This window comes from bacterium (assembly GCA_040754625.1).
Classification (GTDB): Bacteria; JACRDZ01; JAQUKH01; order JAQUKH01; family JAQUKH01; genus JAQUKH01.
This window is the reverse complement of the sequence record JBFMCF010000068.1, coordinates 13,102-37,276: the sequence shown is the minus strand read 5'-3', so window position 1 is coordinate 37,276 and position 24,175 is coordinate 13,102. Positions and strand designations below refer to the sequence as shown.

The following is a 24,175-nucleotide window of genomic DNA, read 5'->3' as shown; positions in this document are numbered from 1 at the left end:
TTTAACACATTTTATTCCAAAAATAATTCTTTATCTTTTTTCTTTTTCAGAAAAAGTAAAAATATTGAAGCGGCAATTAACAATTCCCCTGTCAAAAGCCGGGCGGTAACTTCTTCTTTTAAAAAAACAAAACCCATAAGGTTAATAAAAACTATTGTAAAAATGGTAATTATGCTTCCTTCTCCTGATTTTGAAAATTTATAAGCGTAATTCATAACAAGCTGTCCAATGCCTCCCAAAAAAACAACAAAAAAAATCGGCCATAAACTTGTTTTTGGAGGAGTGACCCAGCGGGCGGCGGATGGAATAATAGTGGACAACATTCCAAAAATACAAAAATAAAAATAAATTGTCGCGGAAGAATTGACTATTCTCGCCTGCCGTAAACCCACAACAGCAAGGCCGCCAAAAATCCCGGAGCAAAGGGCAAGTATATCTCCAATATTGAAACCGCTTACAGGATTACCCATATAATAAATCCCGGCCAATGAAAGAGGCAAGGAAATATAAATAATTTTTTGGGGCCTTTCTTTCATCCATAAAGCCGAAAAAAATACTTCAAAAACAGGATAACTGAAATGCAGGACCGCTACGCGGCTTATCGGCGAAAAATCGAGGGCGTAAAAAAAAGCAAACATGGCAATAGTTCCATACAAGCTTCGCAGAAAAAGTATTTTAAAACTGCCATGGGAAAAACGAAAACAAGATTTATCCACCAAAAGGCAACCCGCTGCGCCGCCGAAAAAACGGAAAAAAAGCAGTTCATAAGCGGGGATTTGCCCGGAAACCATTTTTATAAAAAAAGTCATGACCGCGAACAAAATTGAAGATAAAAGCAAATACCATTTTTTCAAATCATTCATAAATTAACTTTCAAGTTATTCCCCTTTGTCTATATTCCAGCTCTAATTTTTTGGCTGTTTTTTTTTCTTCATCTGTCAGGCAAACATTTTCAAATTTAACATTAAATATATTTTCAAAACCTTTTATAATGCAAGGAATAATCTCTTCCGGTTTCACTTCATGGCCAAGAATTTCTTTGAGTGTTATCGTTCTTAATGATTCTGTATTTCCTAATACCGGCGGATAATTCATCAGAATTGATCCATGCTGCAGAATTACACCTTTTTTCCTGACCTGGGCGCTCCCGATTAATTTTCTGCGGGCATAAAGTATCTCCCCGCTTGAAAATACATTAAAACAATCTTTTGTCTCCCGCCCTTTCTTTTCCGCTCTCTGCCTCAGATTATTTATCTCCAGCAATTTCCCGCTTATTCCAAAAAAATTAAGGCCTTTATACAGGCATTGGCCTATTATCTGGCAGGATTGAATAATATTCTTTGGAAGCAGATTATAGTCCTCATGAATCGTAAAACTATATGTCAAATCATGATTATGGAAGACCGCTCTGCCGCCGCTTAATCTGCGGACAAAAGGGACATTTAATCCCTGCCATTTTTTCCTGTCTTCTTCGGCTGCCTTCTGAAAATAACCCAATGAAATACAGGGAGGGTCCCATGTGTAAAAACGCAGTGTTGGTTGTGTTTTTTTCTGGCTGTGAGCTAAGAGAACAGCCTCATCTACAGCCATGTTCAGATAAGGATTATTTTCTGAAAGAAGTAGTAAACGCCAGGAATTTTGCATAGTGCATAGGGCATAGGGCATAGAGTGAAAGTATAAGTATAAATTTCTTGCGCTATGCTCTATGCTTTTTGCGTTTTTTAATATACCGGTTTTTTCGCAAATTTGTGGTGTGCCTCAATATAGCGCACAGTCCCGGTTTTTGACCTCATAACAACAGAATGAGTTATCGCTCCCTCTGCAGTAAACCGCACCCCTTTCAGGAATGAACCATTAGTTACTCCGGTGGCCGCAAACATAATATCATCGCCTCTTGCCAATTCATTTATCGTAAAAACCTTGTTTATATTTTTAATTCCCATCTTGTGTGCGCGCTGAATTTCTTCTTCATTTCTCGGGCTTAACTGTCCCTGCATATCCCCGCCCAGACACTTTAACGCGGCCGCCGCCAATACTCCCTCTGGCGCACCGCCTATGCCGATAAGCATTTCAATCCCCGAATCCTCAGGGAATGCCGTAGCAATCGCAGCAGCAACATCCCCGTCCTGGATCAGGCAAATCCTTGCGCCAAGCTCCCTGACATCCTTGACAATGTCCGCATGTCGGGGCCTGTCTAAAATAACAACCGTAACCTCTTCTATGTCACGCCCGAGTTTTTTCGCAACCGCTTTAACATTATCCTTTACAGGCGCATTAATATCTATTACCCCTGATGCACTGCGTCCAACCGCAATTTTTTTCATATAAGTATCAGGTGCATTTAAAAAACAACCGCTCGGGGCTGCCGCCACAACAGAGATAGCGTTGGGCCTGCCCTGGGCCGTTAAGGTCGTCCCTTCAAGCGGGTCAATCGCAATGTCAAGTTTTGGCCCGTTTCCATTCCCTATCTTCTCACCTATATAAAGCATAGGCGCCTCATCCCGTTCACCCTCGCCGATAACAACCGTACCTTCAAAACTAATCGCGGAAAATGCGCGGCGCATAAAATCTACTGCCGCCTGGTCTGCAGCCTTGTCATTCCCCATCCCCATCCATTTCGCTGACCCCAGTGCAGCCGCTTCCGTTACCCTGACAAATTCTAATGCCAAATTTCTATCCATGAAATCCTCCTTTCAGAAGTAGAGAGTAATAAGTTCTACTTTTTATATGACAGTTTCCTTATGCCTGTTCACATGGCAGCTAATATTTATCGCTATAGGCAAACTTGCAAGATGGCATGGAAATCTTTCAATTCTTACTCCAAGCGCAGTCGTTTTTCCTCCAAAACCATTTGGTCCAATGCCTAATTTATTTATTTTCTGCAACAATTTTACCTCAAGTCTGTTCAAATTTCTATCTGGATTTTTTTTATTCAAGGGCCTTAGCAACGCCTTTTTGGAAAGTAAAACTGCTTTTTCCAGGGTCCCGCCGATTCCCAGGCCGACAATAATCGGCGGGCACGGATTTGACCCTGCTATTTTAACTGACTCAACGGCAAAATCTTCGATTTCTTTTTCACCTGCCGTAGGCAGCAACATTGCTGTTTTTGAACAGTTTTCACTCCCCGCTCCTTTTGCCGCCACAAAAATTTTGACTTTATCCCCGGGAACAATTTCACAATGAATTACTGCCGGTGTATTATCGCCTGTATTTTTTCGGTTAAAAGGACAATCAACCACCGACGGCCTTAAAAACCCCTCTTTTGTCCCTTCCCTTATACCCTGATTTACTGATTTATGCAAATCACCTTTAATATTCACATCCTGCCCGACTTCCAAAAAAACCAAAGGAAAACCGGTGTCCTGACAAATGGGACGGTTTTCTTTTCGCGCTAATCCCGCATTTTTCAATATTACTCTTAAGGCATCTTTTGCCCGGATATTTTTTTCTTTTTTTAATGAGTTTTTCAGTACACCAATAATATCTTCATTAAGATAAAAATTAGCCTCCCGCCATAACTTTGAAACTTCGGATACAATTTGCTCTGCGTGTATTGTTTTCATATTCATTTTTTGATGCGTTTAACTGCATATACATTTCTACAAATTTAAATTTTTACGCTTTACGCATTAACGCATTTACAATCTCATTTCCAAACTCATACGCCGCTTCAGGTCCGTCTGCCGTAATAATCTTCCCGTCTTTTTCAACAGGATTGCCTGTATAAATCGCGCCTTTTGATTTGATTGTGTTTATTTCAGAAGAAAAAACCGTGGCCTTTTTCCCCTTCAGGACCCCGGCGTACGCCAAAATTCCAGGCCCGATGCAGATAGCGCTCAATATTTTGCCTTTTTCAAGGGCGTCTTTTGCAATTTTATGGGCCGCCGCGCTGTTAAAATATTCCCTTGCGCCCGCCCCTCCTACAAACATTACTGCATCATAATCAGAAACATCGGCAGCGGAAATAAGAATATCAGGTTTTACCCTTTCCATCCCTTTAACACCTGCTGATACATTTAAACTTGATGAGACGACTGTAACCTTCGCGCCCTCTTTTTCAAAAACCGACCGGGGACGGCTGTATTCTTCATCCCTGAAATTATTCGAGGCAATAATAATAAGTATTTTTTTACCATCTATTTTCCCCATTGGTAAGCCCCCCTATAAGTTAGTAATTATACCAATTCCCATAAGGTTTCATAAACATAATTTTTTAAGTCTTTTTCCTTAAAATTTTCGACCAATGCATTAAGTACCCATTCTTCTTTTATATCAAGACGCCTTATGGTATCAATTGCAGAACGTTTAACTCTATCATCTTTTAATCCGCTTTTTATAGCTTCTATTACCCACTCCTCTTTTATACCAAGATGACCTACAGCATCAATTGCTGAATTTCTAATCAAATAATCTGTATTTTGTAGCCCTTCTTTTATAGCTTCTATTGCCCATTCCTCTTTTATATTAAGCCGTCCTATTGCATATATTGTATATTGCCGAATCCATCGATCTCTATCTCTTAATCTATTTTTTATAGCTTCTATTACCCACTCCTCTTTTAAATCAAAATAACCTATAGCATCAATCGCAGAATTTCTAACCAAATAATCTGCATCCTGCAACCCGTTTTTTATAGCTTCTATTGCCCATTTCTCTTTTATACTTAGTCTACCAATTGCATAAATCGTATAACGTCGAATCCAGCGGTTATCATCTTCCAGTCCGCTTTTTAAGGCTTCTATTGCCCATTCCTCTTTTAGGCCAAGATGACCTATAGCATCAATCGCGGAATTTCTAACCCATGAACTATCATCTCTTAATCCTCTTTTTATAGCTTCTATTGCCCATTCCTCTTTTAGGCCAAGATGACCTATAGCATTAATTGCAAAATCTTTTTTTTCTTCAATTTTTAATTTAGATGATATTTCATTTCTGATATTTTCAAAAACAATTTTTATGTTCATCATGTCACAAAGTATATCAATAAGACGTTTTCTTAAATTATTAATATCACTACTAAAAAGATTTTCTTTATAAAAATTTATTATCCTTTCTACCAGTTTAATATTTATATTTGCGCTACTTACTAAACACTTACCCGCGAGAAGCATATTTTTTTTAAGAATTTTATCCTTAATTGGATCGTTTATGCCTTGCACAATTATTTCTATAAATTTTGACACCTTTTTAGTATTTGCCTGCGTTATTCCAAGTTCTCCTGCCACAAGGATAAAAATCTCTTCCCACCGGGGATCATAATTATATTTTCTAAAATTGGCCTCATAAGATTCATCCCTTACAAGTTCTATACTGCATAAATACTCTTGAAATGATTGATGCATAAACCCCCAGAGGCCTTTACCTTTTTCCTCAAGAAGACCGGTACCAATTCTCAGTTTATTAAAAAAATTATCAACTGCTTTATCAATTTCATTACGAGATACTCCCAGTTCATTTAATTTGTCTTTTATAAATTCTTTAATTTCTTCTTCCGGAACTATACCTGCTGGAAAATTTTTATGTATCCATAAAGCTAATGGTGATAAAATTGGTATTGCTTCTGTCCTAAAATCCATCCGAAGAGTCCTGAGGCTCATGCCACCCAAACTCCTTGCTTGTTGCCATGTTTCAACAAGAGTTTGGATCATTCTTTCAAATATCTGGATACGATAATTTGGGAGTTCTGCTTCATTTCTATGTAAAAGTACAGTCAACGTAAGAAGAAATGGATTAGAAATAAATTTTTCAAACTGGGGTTTATGTTCTAAAATCTTTATAAGTCTATCTGCCTCATCATTAGCATTTACTCTTGATACATCATTTACGCCATTCAAACTATATTCAATCGCAGTCATCCATTTTTTTATTATTGGTTTTGCTTCATTAATAACTAAATTTTCAATTAAATATATCTTATCACTTTGCAAAAAAAACCCCTTAAATCCTACGATTCTACTTGTAATTACAAACCGATTTTTTGAATATCTCTTTACAAAATCTTCAAGCCATAAAGAAATATCATCTCTATCAATATCAGATAACACTTCATCTAAGCCATCAAAAAGGAATATAACCATCCCGTTTTCCAATTCTTCATCAATAAAGTCTGATATATTATAATTCAGGGTGCTAAAATAAATCTTAATCGCCTCAAGAACTCCTATATTTTTATTATTGTCCTGCCAAATTTCTGAAAGATGGCCTATTGAAACAGGTATAGGAATCAAAGATTCCAATATACCAATTCCATAAAAACTGCTTATCTTACCCGCTACACAGGTTAATGCGAGCCATTTAATAAACGTTGATTTACCACTTCCTGGAGAACCTAAAATAATAAAATGATTATTTTTTTTAACAACATCCTGTATATTAATTGGAGCGGATTTTTCAACAGTTTTAAAAAGTGTTATAGGATGGTCAGAAGGCAAATTTATCGATTCTATAATTTTCTGATCTTTTATACTTGAAAAATCTGCTATCTCTTTTTCATATCTTTGCCTAACCTTCAAAGGTGAATAAATATCAAATAAATTAACGGAAATTAAATTTTCCTGTCGGAATCCCCTTGGTATTATTTTTGAATATTTATCCCTTATAAAATTAAGAAATAACTCTTTTTCTCTATATTTATCTTTGTCTTGTGGAATAAACATATTAATTTTATTATGAGGTATTTCTCTTTGTCTTGGGTATACAAAAACAGGGGTAAAATCTTCTGAGGTTGTGCCTAAATACCTGAATTTTTCTTTTAAATCGTCTGTCAGGATTTTATATACTTCTTCATGAATCAATATACCTGCCTCCGGGCATACCTTTAACATATGCCCTGTGATGTCAAGATCGCGGCTTTTTATCCGACCCATTTCTTTTTTAAACTCAAGCATTCCAACATTAATGCTTATATACGCCTTTATTTCCTTAAATTCTTCTTCTTTTTGTAATATTAATTCCTGAAATATGGAAAGACCTGCCTCAACGGCTTTTTTTGAAAGAATATTGCTCTTTTCAAAAATATTGGAAGCGTCCGATGTATAAAAAAATATCACATTGCCGTCACCATGCCATTCGAGACATCGGCCGTTAAATGAATTTGCAATATTTTGTACAACCTTGTGAAATAACTCTGCACGTTTCGAAGCTTGTTCTTCATTGTAATATTTAGGATCTTTTGTACTCTTAGCCCTGTCAATAAAAAGAAATGAAAACAGGTATTCTTTCCCATCCTCTAAACTTTTCCACCATAAAAGGTCATTCATGGATTATCCTTTTTACCAAAAAGTGTCACAACAAATTCTTCACCGCTTTCTATAAATTCAGGTTCTCTGGATTTATATTCTTTCATTTTTCCTATAATTTTTTTTGGTATCCCAAGGCCAATATCATCTGCATAACCATAATGGGCAAGAAATTTATAGAGTTCCGGATTTCTGGTATAATGGGCAGTCCTTTTTAAATTTTCTATTGTAACTGTGTTCGGAAGTTTACCCGGGCTATAGATTTCAATTCTATCAGGAAATACAAAAACCCTTATTTTTGCTCCGGAAATTGTATAATCCCTGTGGGCAATGGCATTGACAATGCCTTCCCTGATTGGTTCAATTGGATACTGGGGGGTATCTATCCTTCTTATATCTTCTAATCTGGATGTTACCGATGTATTTCTTTTAATAAAATCTATTGTCTGATCAATTATGCCAAGAGACGAAATATTACCATCTGCATTATATTGATTTACAAGCGGCCCTTTAATCTCCCTCCTGTCCAGGGTATCATAATCCATTTCGTTACCCCTGAACCTGACTGCGATTATTCCTGACTGGGTTAAAAATCTCTCCGGAAATTTTCCAAAAATAAGCAGTCCTGCCATTGTAAGATAATTTTTTCCGTCAACCTTAATCAGAACCTTTATATTCTCCAATAGACTTTCCTTTGATTCATTGTAGGTTTTAATGTCAATACTTAATTTTTGCGTGAAATAATACTCTATCCTTGCATCATCGATATCTGATATTGACGCGCCGTATACAGGAAGAATATCATTATGAACAACCTTTGATCTCTGAAATAACCGTGCAAGTTCCTGAGGAGTGGCATCCCTTACCGTTGTGCCGACCCGAATATAATAGTGCCCGTCTAACGACCTGTGTATAATACCCTCTGACCTTGGGATTTTAATAACAGCAATAATTTTACCATCAAGTATATTTTTTTCATAAATGGGAATAAGTGACGGACTGCAATTATTCCGGCAAATATTTACTGCCCATTCCTCAATATCATCTTTTTTTATTCCCTTGATTTTTCCATTATCATCAACACCTATTAAAATAAATCCCCCATCGCTATTTGCAAAGGCTATGATTTCACGTGCAAGTTTATCAGGAGAAATATTTTCTTCTTTAAATTCAACGGTAGAACTTTCACCTTGTTTTATAAGCTCCAATAATTCAGATTTTTTCATATTACCCCTTATTATAAAATTATTTGTTCCAATTCCTTGATCCCGTTTTTTACTTCTTCCACAGATTTATCTAGTCTTTTTCTGATTTCTTCCGACAAGGAAAGTTTTATTATCTCTTCAACACCGTTTTTACCGAGTCTGACAGGAACACCCAGAAATATTTCCTTATAACCGTATTCTCCACCTAAATAGACCGAGCAAGGAAGGACCTCGTTTTTATCTCTAAGTATCGCTTCTATCATGCGTACCACCGCTGCAGCAGGGGCCACATAGGCGCTCGTTTTAAGGTTTTTTATTATCTCCGCCCCGCCCTGCATTGTAGAAAAAACCACTTTTTCTATTTCATCATGCGATAAAATTTTTGTCAAGGGAATTTCATTGACTTTTGTGTGCTCTTCAACAGGTACCATGTTTTCACCGTGAACACCGAGAACAACCGTGGAAATTACTTCTCTGGGAACTTTCACGGCCTTCTGCAGGTAATAAATAAACCTCGCCGTATCCAAAATCCCAGCCATGCCTATTACCTTGTTTTTAGAAAACCCCGATTTTTTAAAGAAAAGGCAGGACATTACATCAAGAGGATTTGTCGTCAGTATGACAAAACTGCCGGGCGAATATTTTTTGATATTCTCCGCGACATCAAGGACTATACCCGCGTTTTTTTTAAGCAAATCAAACCTTGTCATCCCCTCCTTGCGCGGGAAACCCGCTGTTACAACTATTAAATCAGAGCACGAAATATCTTCATAATCATTTGTCCCGGTTATTTTTCCTTTTAACCCAAAAACCGAGGCTGACTGGTTTAAATCCATGGCTTTCCCCTGTGGGACACCCGGAACAATATCAAGAAGGACTATTTCATCTCCTAAATTTTTCATCAAACACATAAGGGCCGCACTTGCCCCCACATTCCCTGCGCCGATGATACTGATTTTTACCCCGTCCTTCATTTTTTTATTCTCCTTTAATCGTATATTATACCCGTCTTTTATTTGTTTCTCCTCCGAGAATATTTTGTATCTTGACTATACTTTCTTTTTCAGCCATAGGAAGTGTAAAAATAAATTTGCTTCCTTTATTCAACTCGTTTTCAACCCATATCTTCCCGTTATGACGGTTAATAATATGTTTTACAATAGCGAGACCCAATCCTGTTCCCGCGTATTTGCGGGTGGATGAACTATCAATCTGGTAAAAACTCTCGAATATGTTGTTAAATTCCTCTTTTGGAATACCCTGTCCCGTGTCCTGGACAGAAACTTCAATATTCCCCTGTAATTTTCTAAAACTGATAGTTATCCTGCCTTTAGAGGGGGTAAATTTTACGGCGTTTCCGATAAGATTATCCATAACTTCAATCAATCTTAAATTATTTCCAATAACCCAAACAGGCTCTTTTAGTAAATTCAATTTATATTTTATCTGCTTTTCTTTTATAATAGACTGAAAATTCTCTAAAGAATTTTCAATTACTTTGTCCAGTTCGACGGGTTCTTTTTTAAGTTCAAATTTCCCCAGTTCAATCCTGGACAGATCAAGCAATTGAACAATAAGTTTATTCAATTGGTCGGATTTCTTTATAACTAAACTTAATATCTTATTTTGAGTGTTTGTAATTTTTCCATATTTATTGTTTTTCAGCAATTCACTATAACCCTTGATAGCAGTCAAAGGTGTCCGTAATTCATGAGATACCACTGAAATAAATTCCGTCTTTATCTTATTCAGACGGTCAAGTTCCTTATTTATATTCTGCAATTCGGCGATTAATTTGTTTTTTTCTCTTTCTATCTTATACAATTCAGTCATATCGTGAAAAGTTTCTACCCCGCCGATAAAATTTCCGTCTTTGTCTTTTAAAACTGAGGTGCTGGCTAAAATATAAATAAGCCCGCCTTTCTTGCTTTTGATAAAAGTCCTTACATTAAGATGGGGTTTTCCTGTTTTTCTGGATTTATTAAGCGCGCAGGAAACACGATGGCACAATTCCCCGTGAATTACATACCTGCAAGGCTTGCCGATCACTTCTTCTTTCTTATAACCCGTTATTTCTTCAGCCGCGCGGTTAAAAGAGGTTATGCAAAATTTATCGTCTATTGTAAACAGCCCGTCTGCCATACTCGAGAGGATAGCCTCAAACTTGTTTTTTTCAAAAAGCAGTTCTTTATTAATTTCTGTGAATTCTCTTGTGTGTTTTGATATCTTGTTTTCACAAGTTTTATTTAATATTTTTCTGTCTTTCATTTTGTCCTAAATCTTTCGTTATGCCGCCTGTGGCTATCCTTTTATTTTGCCGATTATGGCATCCGCCATTTCTTTTGACCCGGCCGCTCCCGGATCCGCTGGGCTGTTTTTCAGGTCATAAGTCACAGCCTTGCCTTCTCTGATCACCTCGCTGACCGCGTTTTCCAGTTTATCCGCCCTTGCCCCTTCCCCCATATATTTCAGCATAAGCACGCCGGACAGAATCATCGCGGCCGGATTTGATTTGTTTAATCCCTTATATTTCGGGGCGCTGCCGTGCACCGGTTCGAATAAAACCATGTCGTCTCCGAAATTGGCACCGGGAGCCACTCCCAATCCACCGATCAGCCCGGCGCACAAATCGGATATTATGTCTCCGTATAAATTCGGCAGTACCAGCACATCATAAAGCTCAGGCTTCTGCACCAGCTGCATGCACATATTATCCACTATCCTGTCTTCAAATTTTACGCCGGGGTATTTCTCCGCCACTTTTCTCGCAATGGACAAAAACAAGCCGTCGCTGTATTTCATAATATTGGCCTTGTGGACCGCGGTAACTTTTTTACGGTTATTTTTTGATGCGTATTCAAACGCGAATTTTACAATACGCTCAGTCCCAGAAACAGATATGGGTTTTATTGATATCCCTGAATCCTTCCTGATATTCGCGCCGCTCAGTTTTTCTATCCGGCTGATAATATCCAATGTGGCTTCCTTCCCCTGTTCAAATTCTATTCCAGCGTATAAATCCTCAGTGTTTTCCCTGACAATAACAAGGTCGATATTTTCGTATTTAGACCTTACTCCGTGATATGTCCTGCATGGACGAAGACACGCATACAGGTCGAGCTCCCTGCGCAAACTTACATTCACACTTCGGAAACCAGTTCCAACCGGCGTTGTAATAGGACCTTTAAAAGCTATTCTATTTTTCTTTATAGACTCCAGCACCTTTTGGGGAAGGGGTGTCCCTTCTGACTTCAAGGCCTTTTCTCCGGCATCTACAACCTCCCAGTCTATTTTAACACCTGTCGCCTCAATACATTTTACAGTCAGCTCTGTCAATTCCGGGCCGACCCCGTCGCCGGGAATCAATGTAACTCTATATGCCATTTTTTCTCCCGTCTTTCCTCTCATTGGTTATTAATTAGCCATTGAATATTTTTAAAACAACTTTCAAACCGTTTGAACCGTTTAAACAGTTTAAACGGTTTAAACCGTTATTAAAGCTTGAATCCCCCGTGCTTTTTAAAATGATTAATGATCCCGCCGTCTTCCAGCAATTTCGCCATGATCGCGGGAAGGGGTTTTATTTTAATATCCAAATTTTGAGTAACATCCTTCAGAACGCCTTTTTCAAGGTCCAGAAACAGTTCATCATTTTCCTTTATCTGGTCTGTGTTACATTCGATCAAAAGAAGCCCGATATTAAAACTGTTGCGGTAAAATATTCTCGCGAAGGATTTTGCTATAACCGCGTTTATTTTGGCGTATTTAATTGCCTGCGGCGCCTGTTCCCGGGATGAGCCGCATCCGAAATTTTTACCTGCGACGATAAAATCTCCCGTTTTGCGGCGATTTTTGAAATCCGGGTCCAAATCTTCCATAACATATTGCGCCAGATCTTCGGGCTTCTGGATCTTGAATTTATACCTCCCTGAAATTATATAATCCGTGTTAATATCATCGTCCTGCTTGAATCTGCGCGCTTTGCCTTGTAAAATCATTATTCCTCCAATGTCTTAACGGTTTAAACTGTTTAAACCGTTCAAACCGTTTAAACGGTCTTCTTAATGTATTTTCTCGGGTCCGTAATTTTTCCTGTCAGCATCGACGCGGCTACAGTCGCCGGGGACGCAAGATAAATTTCCGAATTCGGGTTTCCCATTCGTCCCTTGAAATTACGGTTTGCCGTGGAAATTACCCGCTCACCGTCCGATGGCACCCCGTTATGCGTCCCTACGCACGGCCCGCAACCGGGCGTTACAAAAGTCCCGCCAGATTCAAGTAAACTTGCCACAACGCCTTTTTTCATCGCTTCCATAAACACTTCCCTGGACGCGGGCGTAATAATAAGACGAAGTCCCTTTTTTATCTTTTTGCCTTTTAAAATTGACGCGGCAATCTGTAAATCCTCCAGGCGCCCGTTTGTGCAAGTCCCGATCAAACCCTGTTGAATTTCAATCTGTTTAACGTCATCGATATCAACAACATTATCAACGGCATGCGGTTTCGCCACCTGCGGAACAATTTTACCCGCGTCAAACTCCATCACATCCGCGTAAATTGCGTCTTTGTCCGCTTTAACAGGAACAAATTTTCTCCTTGTTCTTTTTTTAACCCAATTAATAACTTTTTCATCTGCGTCCATTATTCCCGCCTTCGCACCAATCTCAATGGCCATGTTGCAGATTGTAAACCTGGCTTCCACCGAAAGTTTATCAATTGCGTGCCCTGTATATTCCGCCGCCATGTAAGTCAAACCGTCCGCGCCTGTCCGGCGCGCTATAAACAAGGCTAAATCCTTTGAGTAAACACCATTTTTTAACTGATTTTTAAAAATAAACTTAACTGTCTCAGGGACCCTGAACCAATTTTTTCCTGAAATAATACCAACCGCGACATCCGTTGAACCCATGCCTGTAGAAAACACATTTATCGCGCCGTAACTGCATGTATGTGAATCCGCTCCGATAACAAGGTCGCCGGGAACAATATGGCCTTTTTCCGGAAGAAGCTGATGGCAGACCCCGCACCCTATATCATAAAGAATAATCCCCTGTTCATTGACGAAATCACGCATTTTTTTATGGATCGCGGAAACACCCATGTTGGGGCTGGGACTGCTGTGGTCAATTATAAACGCGGTTTTTTTAGGGTTAAAAACCCTCTTTGCCCCCATTTCACGGAATGAATCAATAATAATGCCTGATGTCCCATCCTGCCCCATGCAAAAATCGACTTCAGCCAGGACTAAATCTTTCGCATGGACATCCTGCCCGCCTTTTTTGCTAAATATCTTTTCAGCAATTGTTTTTCCCATTTTTCTCCTTTTCAAAAAACAATTAATTAATTTTCATTTAAAACTGTTGATTTTATAAAAAAACCTCGCGATTGTCAATTTCAATATCAGGTTTATCCTTCAGCCTTCCCCTTTTCAGCGCTATTTCGGTTCCGATCTTGTAACCTTAATTACATCTTTAATCTTTTTGATATTTTCTATTACCTGATTAAGGTGGTCATGATTTTTTATTTCAACCACAAATCTTGCATTGGCTAAATTATTCTGCACCGCCTGCGCAGAAGCAAAATTGATAGCAGTATCCATCTCGGATATCGCCGAAGAAATATCAGCCAGCAATTTGACCCGGTTATACGCAAGTATATCTATATTTACTTCATAAGTTGAAACCTTCGCTGAATCCCATTTGATGTTGACCTTTCTCTCCGGCTGTAAACTGAAACTAAACAAATTCGGACAATCCTTGCGATGTATGGAAACCCCGCGGCCGCGGGTGATAAAACCCACTATTGAATCACCGGGAATCGGGCTGCAACAGCGGCTGAAATGAACAAGACAATTATCCATGCCTTCAATTACTATCCCGCTGGATTCCTTTTTAAAAGGCGCGCCGGTCTTTGCGTTTATAGAAACCCTGTTAGGTAAAAGGCGGTTAATTACCTGCCGGACAGACAATTCTCCGTAACCAACATTTGTAAAAAGCTCATTAATATTTTTAAGTTTAAACTCCTGGGTAACCTTTAAAAGTTCGCCGGATTTTATATAATTAGCAAGGTTTGTATTTTCCTTTTTCAGCTCACGCTCTAAAATTTCTTTACCCTGGTTTATAGTCTCATCTTCCGCCTGGGATTTAAACCATTGCCGGATCTTGGTCCGGGCTTTGCTTGTCTTGACTATCTTCAGCCAGTCACGGCTGGGACGGTGTGTCGGCATAGTTAAAACATTGATAATGTCTCCGTTCTTTAATTTATACTTTAAAGGCACAATCCTGCCGTTTACCTTTGCACCAACACAATTATGCCCTACGTCCGTGTGGACCGCGTATGCAAAATCTATGACATTTGATCCCTGAGGGAGATTTTTCACGGCGCCTTTAGGGGTAAAAACAAAAACCTCGTTTTGATAAAGGTCCACCTTGAGGCTGCGAATCAGTTCATTCGGATCCTTTTTATCAGGAGGCAATTCCAGGAGCTGGCTAATCCATGCAAATTTCTGGTCATCACTTTCAGCAACACCTTTTTTCTCTTTATACTTCCAATGTGCGGCTATACCATATTCCGCAATCTTATGCATTTCTTCCGTTCTAATCTGGATCTCAAACGCCTCCCCGTGGTTATCCAATATCGTAGTATGCAGGGACTGATACATATTGGATTTCGGCATGGCTATATAATCTTTAAACCGGCCGGGAACGGGTTTCCACATGGTATGAACAATTCCCAATGCTGCGTAACAATCCTTGACCGACTCTGTTATGATACGCACTGCCGTAAGGTCATAAATATCTGAAAAATTCCTGCCTTCATTATGCACTTTTTTATATATGCTGTAGTAATGCTTTGCCCTGCCTGTTATCCTGGCCTTAATATGCACTTCCTCCATTTTCTTCGTAATGTTATTTATAATCTCCTGGATTTTATTTTCTCTTTCTTCTCTTTTTTTATTTACTCTTTCACTTAAATCATTATAGCCTTTTGGTTCTAATATCCTGAAGCTCAAGTCCTCGAGTTCAGACATAACCTTTCCCATACCCATGCGATGGGCTATGGGCGCGTAAATATCGAGGGTCTCCTGCGCGATCTTTTTCTGCCTTTGAGGGGATAAAAATTCCAAAGTCCTCATATTATCAAGACGGTCCGCCAATTTAATAAGAATAACACGAATATCCTGGGTCATGGCCAAAAGCATCTTGCGCAGGTTCTCAGCCTGGCGCTCTTCAAAAGAAGGCAGTTCCAGCTTGCTTATTTTAGTTACACCCTCCACTAAATGTGTAACCTCGTCCCCCAGGTATCTTCTGATTTCCTCGGGTTTAATCAAAGACTCTTCCAGAATATCATGCAGTAATCCGGCGGAAATAGTAACAATATCCATATCCCAGTTGGCTAAAATTTCCGCCACGCGAAGAGGATGGACAAGATATGGTTCACCTGATTCCCTCTTCTGCTCCCTGTGGGTCTTTTCAGCGATATTACAGGAAAGTTTAACAAGGGTCAAATCAGCGTGGGGGTTGATCTCCTGGATTTTTTCCAATAAATTCTGCAAATTCATAAAATAAATATACCCTAAAAAAAAAAAGATGTCAAAGTTTAATTTATGGGAATCCATGAAAGCAAGGGGCCATTCAGCGGGGTTTTCAATTTAAAGATTCCAGCACCGTACATAATTTATCAATGTCCATTGGCTTCTGCATGATCTTCAGGTTGCTATTTTTTAATTCATCCTTATAAACACTATCATCGGCAAAGGCCGTTATCATTACAATATTAATGTCAGGGTCAATGGTTCTTAACATTTTCACTGTATCAACGCCATTCATCCCTGGCATTTTAATGTCCATAAGCACAATATCAAATTTTTGTTTTTTAACGGCCTCGACAGCCTGATACCCGTCGTAAACACCTGAAATATCATAGCCTTTTAACTCAAGAATATCCACAATATTGTTGCAAAATCTTTCATTGTCATCTACAATAAGCACTTTTAATTTTGTTGCCACAATTTGCCTCCTTTAGTTTTGAACAATCGGAAGTGTTATTTTAACAGTTGTCCCTTTATCAAATTCACTTTTAATATCGATTATGCCGTTATGCGCCCCTATTACAGTCCTGCATATGGCAAGTCCAAGCCCCGTTCCTCCTTTTTTGGTGGAAAAAAACGGGTCAAAAACCCTTTCCATATCATCTGGTTTTATGCCGCACCCCGTATCTTTAAATAAAATATTTACAAAATTACCCGTTGTATCGGCTGATACAAGTAATTTCCCCGCGCCATCCATTGCCTGCACGGCATTTAAAACAATGTTCCAGAAACACCTACCAAGCTTTATTTCATCTCCTTTTATATGGGGTAAATTTTTATCTATTTCTGTAATTACTTTAATTTTTTCATCTTTTTGAACCGAGCTGACAGTAGTCAGCAAAATATTTCTGATATCCACATCTTTAAAATCTATCTGGCGGCTTTTTGCAAACATTAAAATATCCTCAATGATAGTATTTGCCTCCGCGATTTGTTTATCCAATCTCTCTAAATGCTTTTTTGTTTTATTGTCCCCGTCTCCAAATTTCATTTTCAAAAAATACAAAGAGCTCTTCATCACACTCAACTGGTTTCTAAACTCATGCCCCATTATGCCCGCGAATTTTCCCATGGCCGCGAGATTTTCAGAATGCGCCAATTTTTCGAGGCTGTCCTTCAGATTTAAAATAATTTCACGGTTAAAAATATGCAGGATATTCCATACAGCGCGAGATAAAATAATAGCGCAGATTGCCCTGAATATCTCAACAGGTATTCCAAAAAATTTTAAAAAAGAAGTATTATTCACAAGAGACGCCGGGAAAAAGCTTCCTTTCGGAACAATAACTCCGGCAAGAACTGCATAAACCCCGACAGAGGCAGACGCCCATAAAAAATATTTGCCTACGTTGAATTTTTTTAAGTAATGTGAATTTTCACGGTAATACCGGAAAAATCCAAACGCCGACAACAAACCAGCCGGGAGGGTTAAAAAATATCTGGTCCAGATAGCCGGTTCATCCCCGGATGTAAAAATAAAAACGGCTGTAACCGCGCACATAAAAAGGGTAACCCGCCAGTCAAAAAATCTGGTTTTAAAACAATTTAACCTGAGGCCGAATTCAAATAAAAATACAAATGAAACAGTCAAAAGAGCCAGCCGCATTTCCCTCCATATTATTAAATCATAACTCGTTGCAAGAATAAACATATCCAGCCATTCGTTTATTCCATGGCTTATTCCAAACGCGCCCAAAAGCCATACAAATTCCGACAGCTTGAAACTGCTTTCCTCTTTCCTTGGCTGGATTAAAATAGACACACCCATGACATAAAACGCCAGGCCGTATACAAAAAATATTATAGTTAAATTATAAGTAAAGAAGTCCAGCAACATATATGTCCTCATTTCAAAACCGGTTCCAACGGGAATATTAAAATAACAGTTGTCCCTTTACCGCGCCTGGAATTGATTTCAACCCTGCCGTTATGTTTATCAACAATCATTTTACATATTGAAAGCCCAAAACCGAACCCGCGCGCTTTAGTAGTATATAGAGGCTGAAACAGCTTATCAATATTTTCATATTCTATACCCGGCCCTGTATCTTTAAATGATATTTTCACATTTTCATCATTTGTTTTTTCAACTTCTAAAACAAGCCTGCCTTTGTTATTCATCGCATCCATGGCATTTCTTATAATATTGGTAAATGCAATATTGAGCTGTTCTTCATCCGCGAATATAAAAATTTCATCAGAAGGTATTTTTTTAACCACTTCAATAGAATCAGGTATTTTTGAATCACTAACAGCGTCGTTTAAAGTATTAACAATACCTATGCGTTCCTTCTTCGGTTCTTTCATGCCGGAAAGGCTCAAAACCGTATCAATAATATTAATGGTTTTTTTTACCTCGGATTCGATAAATTCAATACGTTTTCTTATCCTTTCGTCCGTTATATTTAGTTTCATTTTAAGATAATATGCCGAAGTGCTTATAACGTTAAGAGGGTTCCGTATCTCGTGAGAAATACTTCCGGCCAGTTTCCCGAGTGAAGCCAGCCGTTTGGCAATAAGTAAATTTTCCTGTGTTTTTTGCAATTGTCCCGTCCGTTCCCTGACCATTTCTTCCAGATGTTCACGATGCCGGCTAAGCTCGCCTTCCGCCTGTTTCATCTTTTCCAATAATCTCGAGTTTTCAAGAGAAATAGCGGCTTCATAAGTAAATAACTTTGTCAAATCCACCCTCTCTTTTGTAAAAACCGAATCTGACAGGCGGTTCTCAAGATATAGTATCCCGATTAAATTGTTTTGATTAATCACAGGAATGCATAAAACCGATTTTAATTTCATATCCAAAACCTCGGCATCGTCCTTAAATTTTCCCTTTTTAGAAGCATTTTCAAGGATTAGCGTTTCTTTTTTGCATTGTACGTAACGGACAATTGCATGGCATAAATAACTGCAATTTTCAAATTTCAGATTGAGCGTTTTTACCGTATTTTTCTCACCCGGACAGCTTCCCGCCCGTATGATCAATTCGCCATTTTCTGCCATAATCAAATATCCGGACTGAGCCCCTGAACTTTTCAAAACAACATTCATTATTTTATGCAAGACAACCTTTTTCTCTGTCTCAGCGGGGATAGTAAGGCTGGATTTTATAAGATAATCTATATCAATATTTTGTTTTATATTTGACTTTTTTGTCATAACAACCCAGGGGCAAAGGACCAGCCATTGCCGTTTCAAAACGTTGTCTCTTTATTTTCTGCCTGAAATGTAATTTCTGATATTCAACAGAGTAACTTATTCTCAGTGCTTTGGCATTAAGTACCATGATTGCGAGTAATTTCCGCAGGTCTTTTCTATGGAAGGCCTTGTAAACAACTGATTGAGGGCTTTCTCCTAATCTTTCAATAATTTCATAGTCGGGAATAGAAATCTTTTCGTAAGACATCCTGCATCCCTTCCTTATCAATTTTTAGCTGATATTTTCTTCTTCTATTCTTTTGACTGCAAAATTTTTAAAAATACTTTAACTATTTTTGGGTCAAATTGCCTGCCGGAATTTTGTCTAATTATCTCTAATGCCTCTTTCTTACTAAAAGCTTTCCTATACGGCCTGTCAGAAACCAGCGCCAGGTATATATCTGCGATACCCACTATTTTCGCGCCAAGGGGTATATTTTTACACCCCTTGCGTTTTGGATACTCCAAATCATCAAACCTTTCATGATGACAATGCACTATCGGAACAATTTCATGTAAAAATTTAACATTTTTAATAATATTCGCTCCGATCTCCGGGTGTTTTTTTACCCTGGCATATTCTTTTTTATTAATTTTTCCGTTCTTCTGTAAAATTTTTTCGGGAATAGCCACCTTGCCAAGGTCATGGAGCACAGCCGCCTGTTTTAAAATTTCCATTTCCCTGTTAGAAAGATTAAACCTTTTTCCTATCCTTGTAACTATTGAAATCATTTTATCAGCATGGTCATTGCTATAAGAATCTTTTAACCCTGCCGTTTTTGCAAAACTATAAAGCGATTCCAGCAAAGCCTGGTTTACCCTTTTTTCCATCCTTGAAAGTTTTTGTTTCAATTTATTCACGGTGATGGAACTGCTATCCACGTCGACAGATTTCAAGTCTTTCGTATCTATCATTTCAAAGGTGGATAACCTGTCTCCCCCTGTTTCTTTAATATAGCGCACCACGCGATCAACCAAATTCAAAAAATCAGAATCTTTATCAATTCCGTCATCCGGGAAACTCACTATCCCCATACTCACTTTAATTTTTATATTTTTTTCTCTACCGCCAAAACTGTGCTCTCTTATTGATGATAATAACTGCCGGCTGAATTTAATAGCGCCGCTTTTATTTGTATCAGGCAGAAGCACAACAAATTCCTCACCTCCATACCGGACAACAACATCATTGCTCCTCACGGAATTTTTTAAAAACTGGGATAATTCTTTCAATATTTTGTCCCCGAATTCATGGCCGTAAGTATCATTGATGGATTTAAAATAATCTATGTCCATCATAATAATCGAGAAGGGCAGAATATATCTCCTTGCTCTTTTAAGTTCGGAAGATAGTCTTTCTGTCAAGTATCCGTAATTATATAAACCTGTCAGGGAATCTTTCAGGCTTAGTTCTTTTAGTTTAATTAACAACTCTTTATTTCTAAAAGAAAGCTCCTGCATTTTTAGCGCTTTTTTAATTATTTCCTTAAGGGCGTCCATATTTACCGGCTTTTGCATATAAGAAAACGCGCCTTCATTCATAGCGGATATCGATGTCTCCAAAGACGCAAATCCCGTAAATACGATTATTAAAACGTCTTCGTTTATTTTTTTTATGTCTTTTATTAAATCCAGCCCGGAACCATCGGGAAGCCGGAGGTCTGTCAGAACAAGATTATAAAATTTATTTGATAATTCTTTTTTGGCAAGAGCGATATTTTCAACAGCTTTAAGTTCATATCCGCCGTCTTTTAAAATATCAATTAGAATCTGGCTGAACGCGGGGTCATCGTCTACTATAAGGATGTTAATTTCTTTTTGCATATCGCATACTATTTTACCATAAGATTTAAATTGCTGGACTAAAAATTGTGAAGAAAAATTTTTATTTGTTTGAGGAGGAAATTACAAGCTCATTATGAAAAACAACCTGCTCATTTAAGGAATTAATTATTTTTATATTATATTTACCCGGTATCAATTCCTTTGGGACAACGGCTTTTATTATTTTATTATTGATTACCTTCGCATTGTGAAGAAAAGCGCTTGTGCTTAATTTGTGCAGTACAAACGTAGAACTTCCGTCAGCAACATATATATATTTATTTGATACAAATATTTTTGACGCGTAATATGCTGCAAAAGAATTTACCAATACAGGACTGCCAGGATCGTTTATGTCTATTATCTGGAGCCCGCCTCTTTCATCCGCAACATATGCAAAATCACCGGACACATAAATCCCGCTCGCGTAACCCGGGGTATCGATACTGTTTACTATTCTATTTTTCAAAGGTTTGCTGCGTATGTCTATTATCTTAAATCCGTCATTCCCGTTTGCAATATAACCATAATTACCGGATATAAACACTCCGGCCGCGTTACCTTTAGTATCGATATGGCCGATTATTTTTGGATTGGCACGATCATTGATGTTGGTTACTTCGAGCCCTGATAAACCATTTGCAGTATAAATATAATTATCTGACACATCAATACCATACACATTGCCGCTGTTATTAATAATACCGACAATTTTAGGGATATTATTAAATATATTTATAATCTGTAAATCTCCATTACTATTCAAGACATACGCGTAATTATCCGCTACACAAACATCAACAGCAGTGCCGCTGGTATTAATGCCTTGTATTATTTTGGCATCAAAAGGGTTAATTACATCTATTATTTGCAATCCATTTTTGCCGTCTGCGATATAACCATAATTACGCGATACATCGATTTCAAACGCCCTGTCACGGCTTTTTATGCTGGTTATTACCTTAGAATTGGTCATATCACCAGTCTTTATGATATTTAACCCGGTATTATTATTTATTACATAGGCATAATCATCTGTCGCATATATCCCATTTATACGGCCATGCACATCATTCCCATTTTTTGATATATCAAAATTAGCGAGGGAACTGATATCTATTATTGTCAATCCGGCATCCCAATTTGCAACATAAGCATAATTACCTACAACATGTACCCCAACCGCACTGCTTGGGATATTGATATTTTTTACTAATTTAGGATTGACCGGGTTACTTATATCTATTACCGCTAATCCTCCAAAACTATTAGCAACATAAGCATATTTATCCAAAACGTGAACCGCCCATGCATAATTAGTGATTATACTGCCCTGTATAACAGGCTTATAAGGATTTCTTATATCTACAATCAAAAGTCCTTTTTTTTCAGTAGTAACATAGGCATAATCACCTGATATACATACTCCGCGTGCCGAACCGGAAAGATTAATACTGCTTTTTACAACAGGATTTGCAGGATCACTTATTTCTATTACCACTAAACCGTTATCTCCATCCGCAACATACAAAAACTTATCCAGAATATAAAGTCCGTTTGTGTAACCGGGAGTATCTATACTGGCACTCACAACGGGGTTTTCAGGATCCGTTATATCTATTATTTTTATTTCCTGCCCTTCATTTGCAACATATGCGTAATTTTCTTCAACACAAATTCCAATCGCATTCCCCCCGGTACTGACACTGCCGACTATGGCCGGATTATCCGGGTTGCTGATATTTATTATTTTTAAACCTGACATCCCGTCCGCAACAAAAGCGTAATAACCGTATATATATATTTCCCATGCATAATCAGTCTGGACACTGCCTCTAATGACAGGATTGGAAGGATTGCTCACATCTATTGTCTTAAAACCTGTTTTCCAGTCCGCCACATAAACATATTTACCGGCCGCATGTACTCCGACAGCGTTCCCGCCTGTCTTTACGGCTCCCGTCACTTCAAATTTTAATTTATTTATGTCACTTTTTAATTTTTTGGTGGCGATATGTGAATCTTTATCATCCGTCTCGACAATGTTTATAATATTAGGGCTGATTGGATTTCCTATATTAAGTATCTTTAATCCTATCCCCTCCACAATATAACCAAAATTGCCTGAAATAAAAATCTCTCTTGCACCTTCTATGTTAAATTTGCTTACTATGTTAGGTTTGGAAGGATTGCTTATGTCTATTACCTGTAGCCCGCTTTCTCGTTCTAAAACATAAACATAATTTCCTGCTTTTGATATTCCAACCGCATGGCCTTGTATATTAATCCGGCCTTCAATGCTGGGATTTGCAGGGTTAACAATATTAATTATCTCAAGACCTGCTACATCATCGGCAATATATGCATAATTGCCTGATACATACACCCCGGAAGCATAGCCCGGAGTATTTATCTGGCTGTTGATAAAAGGATTAATTGCATTACTTATATCAATAATATATAATCCTGTATCTTTGTCTGATACATAAGCGTAACTCCCCGTTATATATATTCCTGTTATGTTGCCTATAATTTCCACTTTACTTATTATATTTGGCTTTGAAGGATTACTGATATCTATTACCTGCAGCCCATTATTTTCGTTTGCGACATACGCATAATTGCTTGATACATATACTTTAACCGCATAACCGTTAGTATCTATGGCGCTTACTATCCTGGGATTAACAGGGTTACTTATATCAATTATCTGCAATCCTTTGTCCCAATCTGCAACATAACCGTAATTGCCTGATACATATATGCCGCATGCACAACCCGGCGTATCAATCATGCTTACCTTCTTAGGCTCAAAGGGATTCCCTATATCTATTATTTGCAATCCTGCCCATGCATCTGCCACATATGCATAATTACCAGACACATAGACTCCGCACGCCCATCCTTTGGTTTCCATGTAACCTGTCATGTACGGGCCTCCTGCTTCGACGTATACCCTGCATGAACTATCAAACTTATTGCCGGTAATAGTTATTTCAGTCGCAGAGGTCATACTGCCTGTCTGCGGAGTAACCGATTCAATAACAGGAGCTTCTGCATGCAAAATCCTGAAACGGCCGCTGAAAAACAATAAGAACATAAAGGTTATCTTTAGTTTCATT

General features: G+C 38.2%; 19 protein-coding genes. All 19 read right to left on the bottom strand.

Annotated elements, in window-relative coordinates; all coding sequences use genetic code 11:
• Positions 1-11: 11 nt before the first annotated feature.
• Positions 12-863, bottom strand: coding sequence for a DMT family transporter (locus tag AB1498_06115; GenBank protein ID MEW6087863.1), 852 nt, complete (start codon positions 861-863; stop codon positions 12-14).
• Positions 864-873: 10 nt separating this feature from the next.
• Entirely contained in the window at positions 874-1,644 is a 771-nt protein-coding gene (locus AB1498_06110; GenBank protein MEW6087862.1) for a biotin/lipoate A/B protein ligase family protein, read from the bottom strand.
• A 77-nt stretch (positions 1,645-1,721) separates the two neighbouring features.
• Positions 1,722-2,681, bottom strand: coding sequence for a class II fructose-bisphosphatase (glpX, locus tag AB1498_06105; protein MEW6087861.1), 960 nt, complete (start codon positions 2,679-2,681; stop codon positions 1,722-1,724).
• 42 nt (positions 2,682-2,723) lie between these two features.
• Positions 2,724-3,563 carry a fumarate hydratase gene (locus AB1498_06100; GenBank protein MEW6087860.1) on the bottom strand — a complete coding sequence of 280 codons (840 nt, stop codon included), beginning with the start codon at positions 3,561-3,563 and terminating at the stop codon, positions 2,724-2,726.
• 52 nt (positions 3,564-3,615) lie between these two features.
• Positions 3,616-4,149 (bottom strand): DJ-1/PfpI family protein, encoded by a 534-nt coding sequence (locus AB1498_06095; GenBank protein ID MEW6087859.1) that lies wholly within the window; start codon positions 4,147-4,149, stop codon positions 3,616-3,618.
• A gap of 26 nt (positions 4,150-4,175) precedes the next feature.
• Complete coding sequence (locus tag AB1498_06090) at positions 4,176-7,259, bottom strand: HEAT repeat domain-containing protein (GenBank protein MEW6087858.1); 3,084 nt, start codon at positions 7,257-7,259, stop codon at positions 4,176-4,178.
• Positions 7,256-8,464, bottom strand: a complete 1,209-nt coding sequence (locus tag AB1498_06085; GenBank protein MEW6087857.1) for an RNA-binding domain-containing protein — start codon at positions 8,462-8,464, stop codon at positions 7,256-7,258. Before AB1498_06085 ends, AB1498_06090 begins: the two co-directional genes overlap by 4 nt.
• 11 nt (positions 8,465-8,475) lie before the next feature.
• The gene (gene mdh / locus AB1498_06080; protein MEW6087856.1) at positions 8,476-9,417 is read right to left on the bottom strand and encodes a malate dehydrogenase; all 942 of its coding nucleotides are present in this window, start codon (positions 9,415-9,417) and stop codon (positions 8,476-8,478) included.
• Between the two features lie 25 nt (positions 9,418-9,442).
• A complete protein-coding gene (locus AB1498_06075) occupies positions 9,443-10,711 on the bottom strand; it encodes an ATP-binding protein (protein MEW6087855.1) in 1,269 nt (422 codons plus the stop codon).
• 33 nt (positions 10,712-10,744) lie between these two features.
• Positions 10,745-11,827, bottom strand: a complete 1,083-nt coding sequence (locus AB1498_06070) for an isocitrate/isopropylmalate dehydrogenase family protein (GenBank protein MEW6087854.1) — start codon at positions 11,825-11,827, stop codon at positions 10,745-10,747.
• 110 nt (positions 11,828-11,937) lie between these two features.
• The gene (locus AB1498_06065; GenBank protein MEW6087853.1) at positions 11,938-12,441 is read right to left on the bottom strand and encodes a 3-isopropylmalate dehydratase small subunit; all 504 of its coding nucleotides are present in this window, start codon (positions 12,439-12,441) and stop codon (positions 11,938-11,940) included.
• Between the two features lie 50 nt (positions 12,442-12,491).
• On the bottom strand, positions 12,492-13,757 hold the full coding sequence (locus tag AB1498_06060; GenBank protein ID MEW6087852.1) for a 3-isopropylmalate dehydratase large subunit: 1,266 nt from the start codon (positions 13,755-13,757) through the stop codon (positions 12,492-12,494).
• Positions 13,758-13,877: 120 nt separating this feature from the next.
• Positions 13,878-16,004 (bottom strand): bifunctional (p)ppGpp synthetase/guanosine-3',5'-bis(diphosphate) 3'-pyrophosphohydrolase, encoded by a 2,127-nt coding sequence (locus AB1498_06055; protein ID MEW6087851.1) that lies wholly within the window; start codon positions 16,002-16,004, stop codon positions 13,878-13,880.
• 85 nt (positions 16,005-16,089) lie between these two features.
• Positions 16,090-16,452, bottom strand: a complete 363-nt coding sequence (locus AB1498_06050) for a response regulator (protein MEW6087850.1) — start codon at positions 16,450-16,452, stop codon at positions 16,090-16,092.
• A 12-nt stretch (positions 16,453-16,464) separates the two neighbouring features.
• Positions 16,465-17,871 carry a HAMP domain-containing sensor histidine kinase gene (locus tag AB1498_06045; GenBank protein ID MEW6087849.1) on the bottom strand — a complete coding sequence of 469 codons (1,407 nt, stop codon included), beginning with the start codon at positions 17,869-17,871 and terminating at the stop codon, positions 16,465-16,467.
• An 8-nt stretch (positions 17,872-17,879) separates the two neighbouring features.
• Positions 17,880-19,190, bottom strand: coding sequence for an ATP-binding protein (locus tag AB1498_06040; protein ID MEW6087848.1), 1,311 nt, complete (start codon positions 19,188-19,190; stop codon positions 17,880-17,882).
• Positions 19,156-19,437: a hypothetical protein gene (locus tag AB1498_06035; protein MEW6087847.1), complete on the bottom strand. Its 282-nt coding sequence runs from the start codon at positions 19,435-19,437 to the stop codon at positions 19,156-19,158. Before AB1498_06035 ends, AB1498_06040 begins: the two co-directional genes overlap by 35 nt.
• Before the next feature lie 44 nt (positions 19,438-19,481).
• The gene (locus AB1498_06030) at positions 19,482-21,053 is read right to left on the bottom strand and encodes a diguanylate cyclase (GenBank protein MEW6087846.1); all 1,572 of its coding nucleotides are present in this window, start codon (positions 21,051-21,053) and stop codon (positions 19,482-19,484) included.
• Positions 21,054-21,114: 61 nt separating this feature from the next.
• Positions 21,115-24,174 carry an IPT/TIG domain-containing protein gene (locus AB1498_06025; GenBank protein MEW6087845.1) on the bottom strand — a complete coding sequence of 1,020 codons (3,060 nt, stop codon included), beginning with the start codon at positions 24,172-24,174 and terminating at the stop codon, positions 21,115-21,117.
• Position 24,175: the final 1 nt, after the last annotated feature.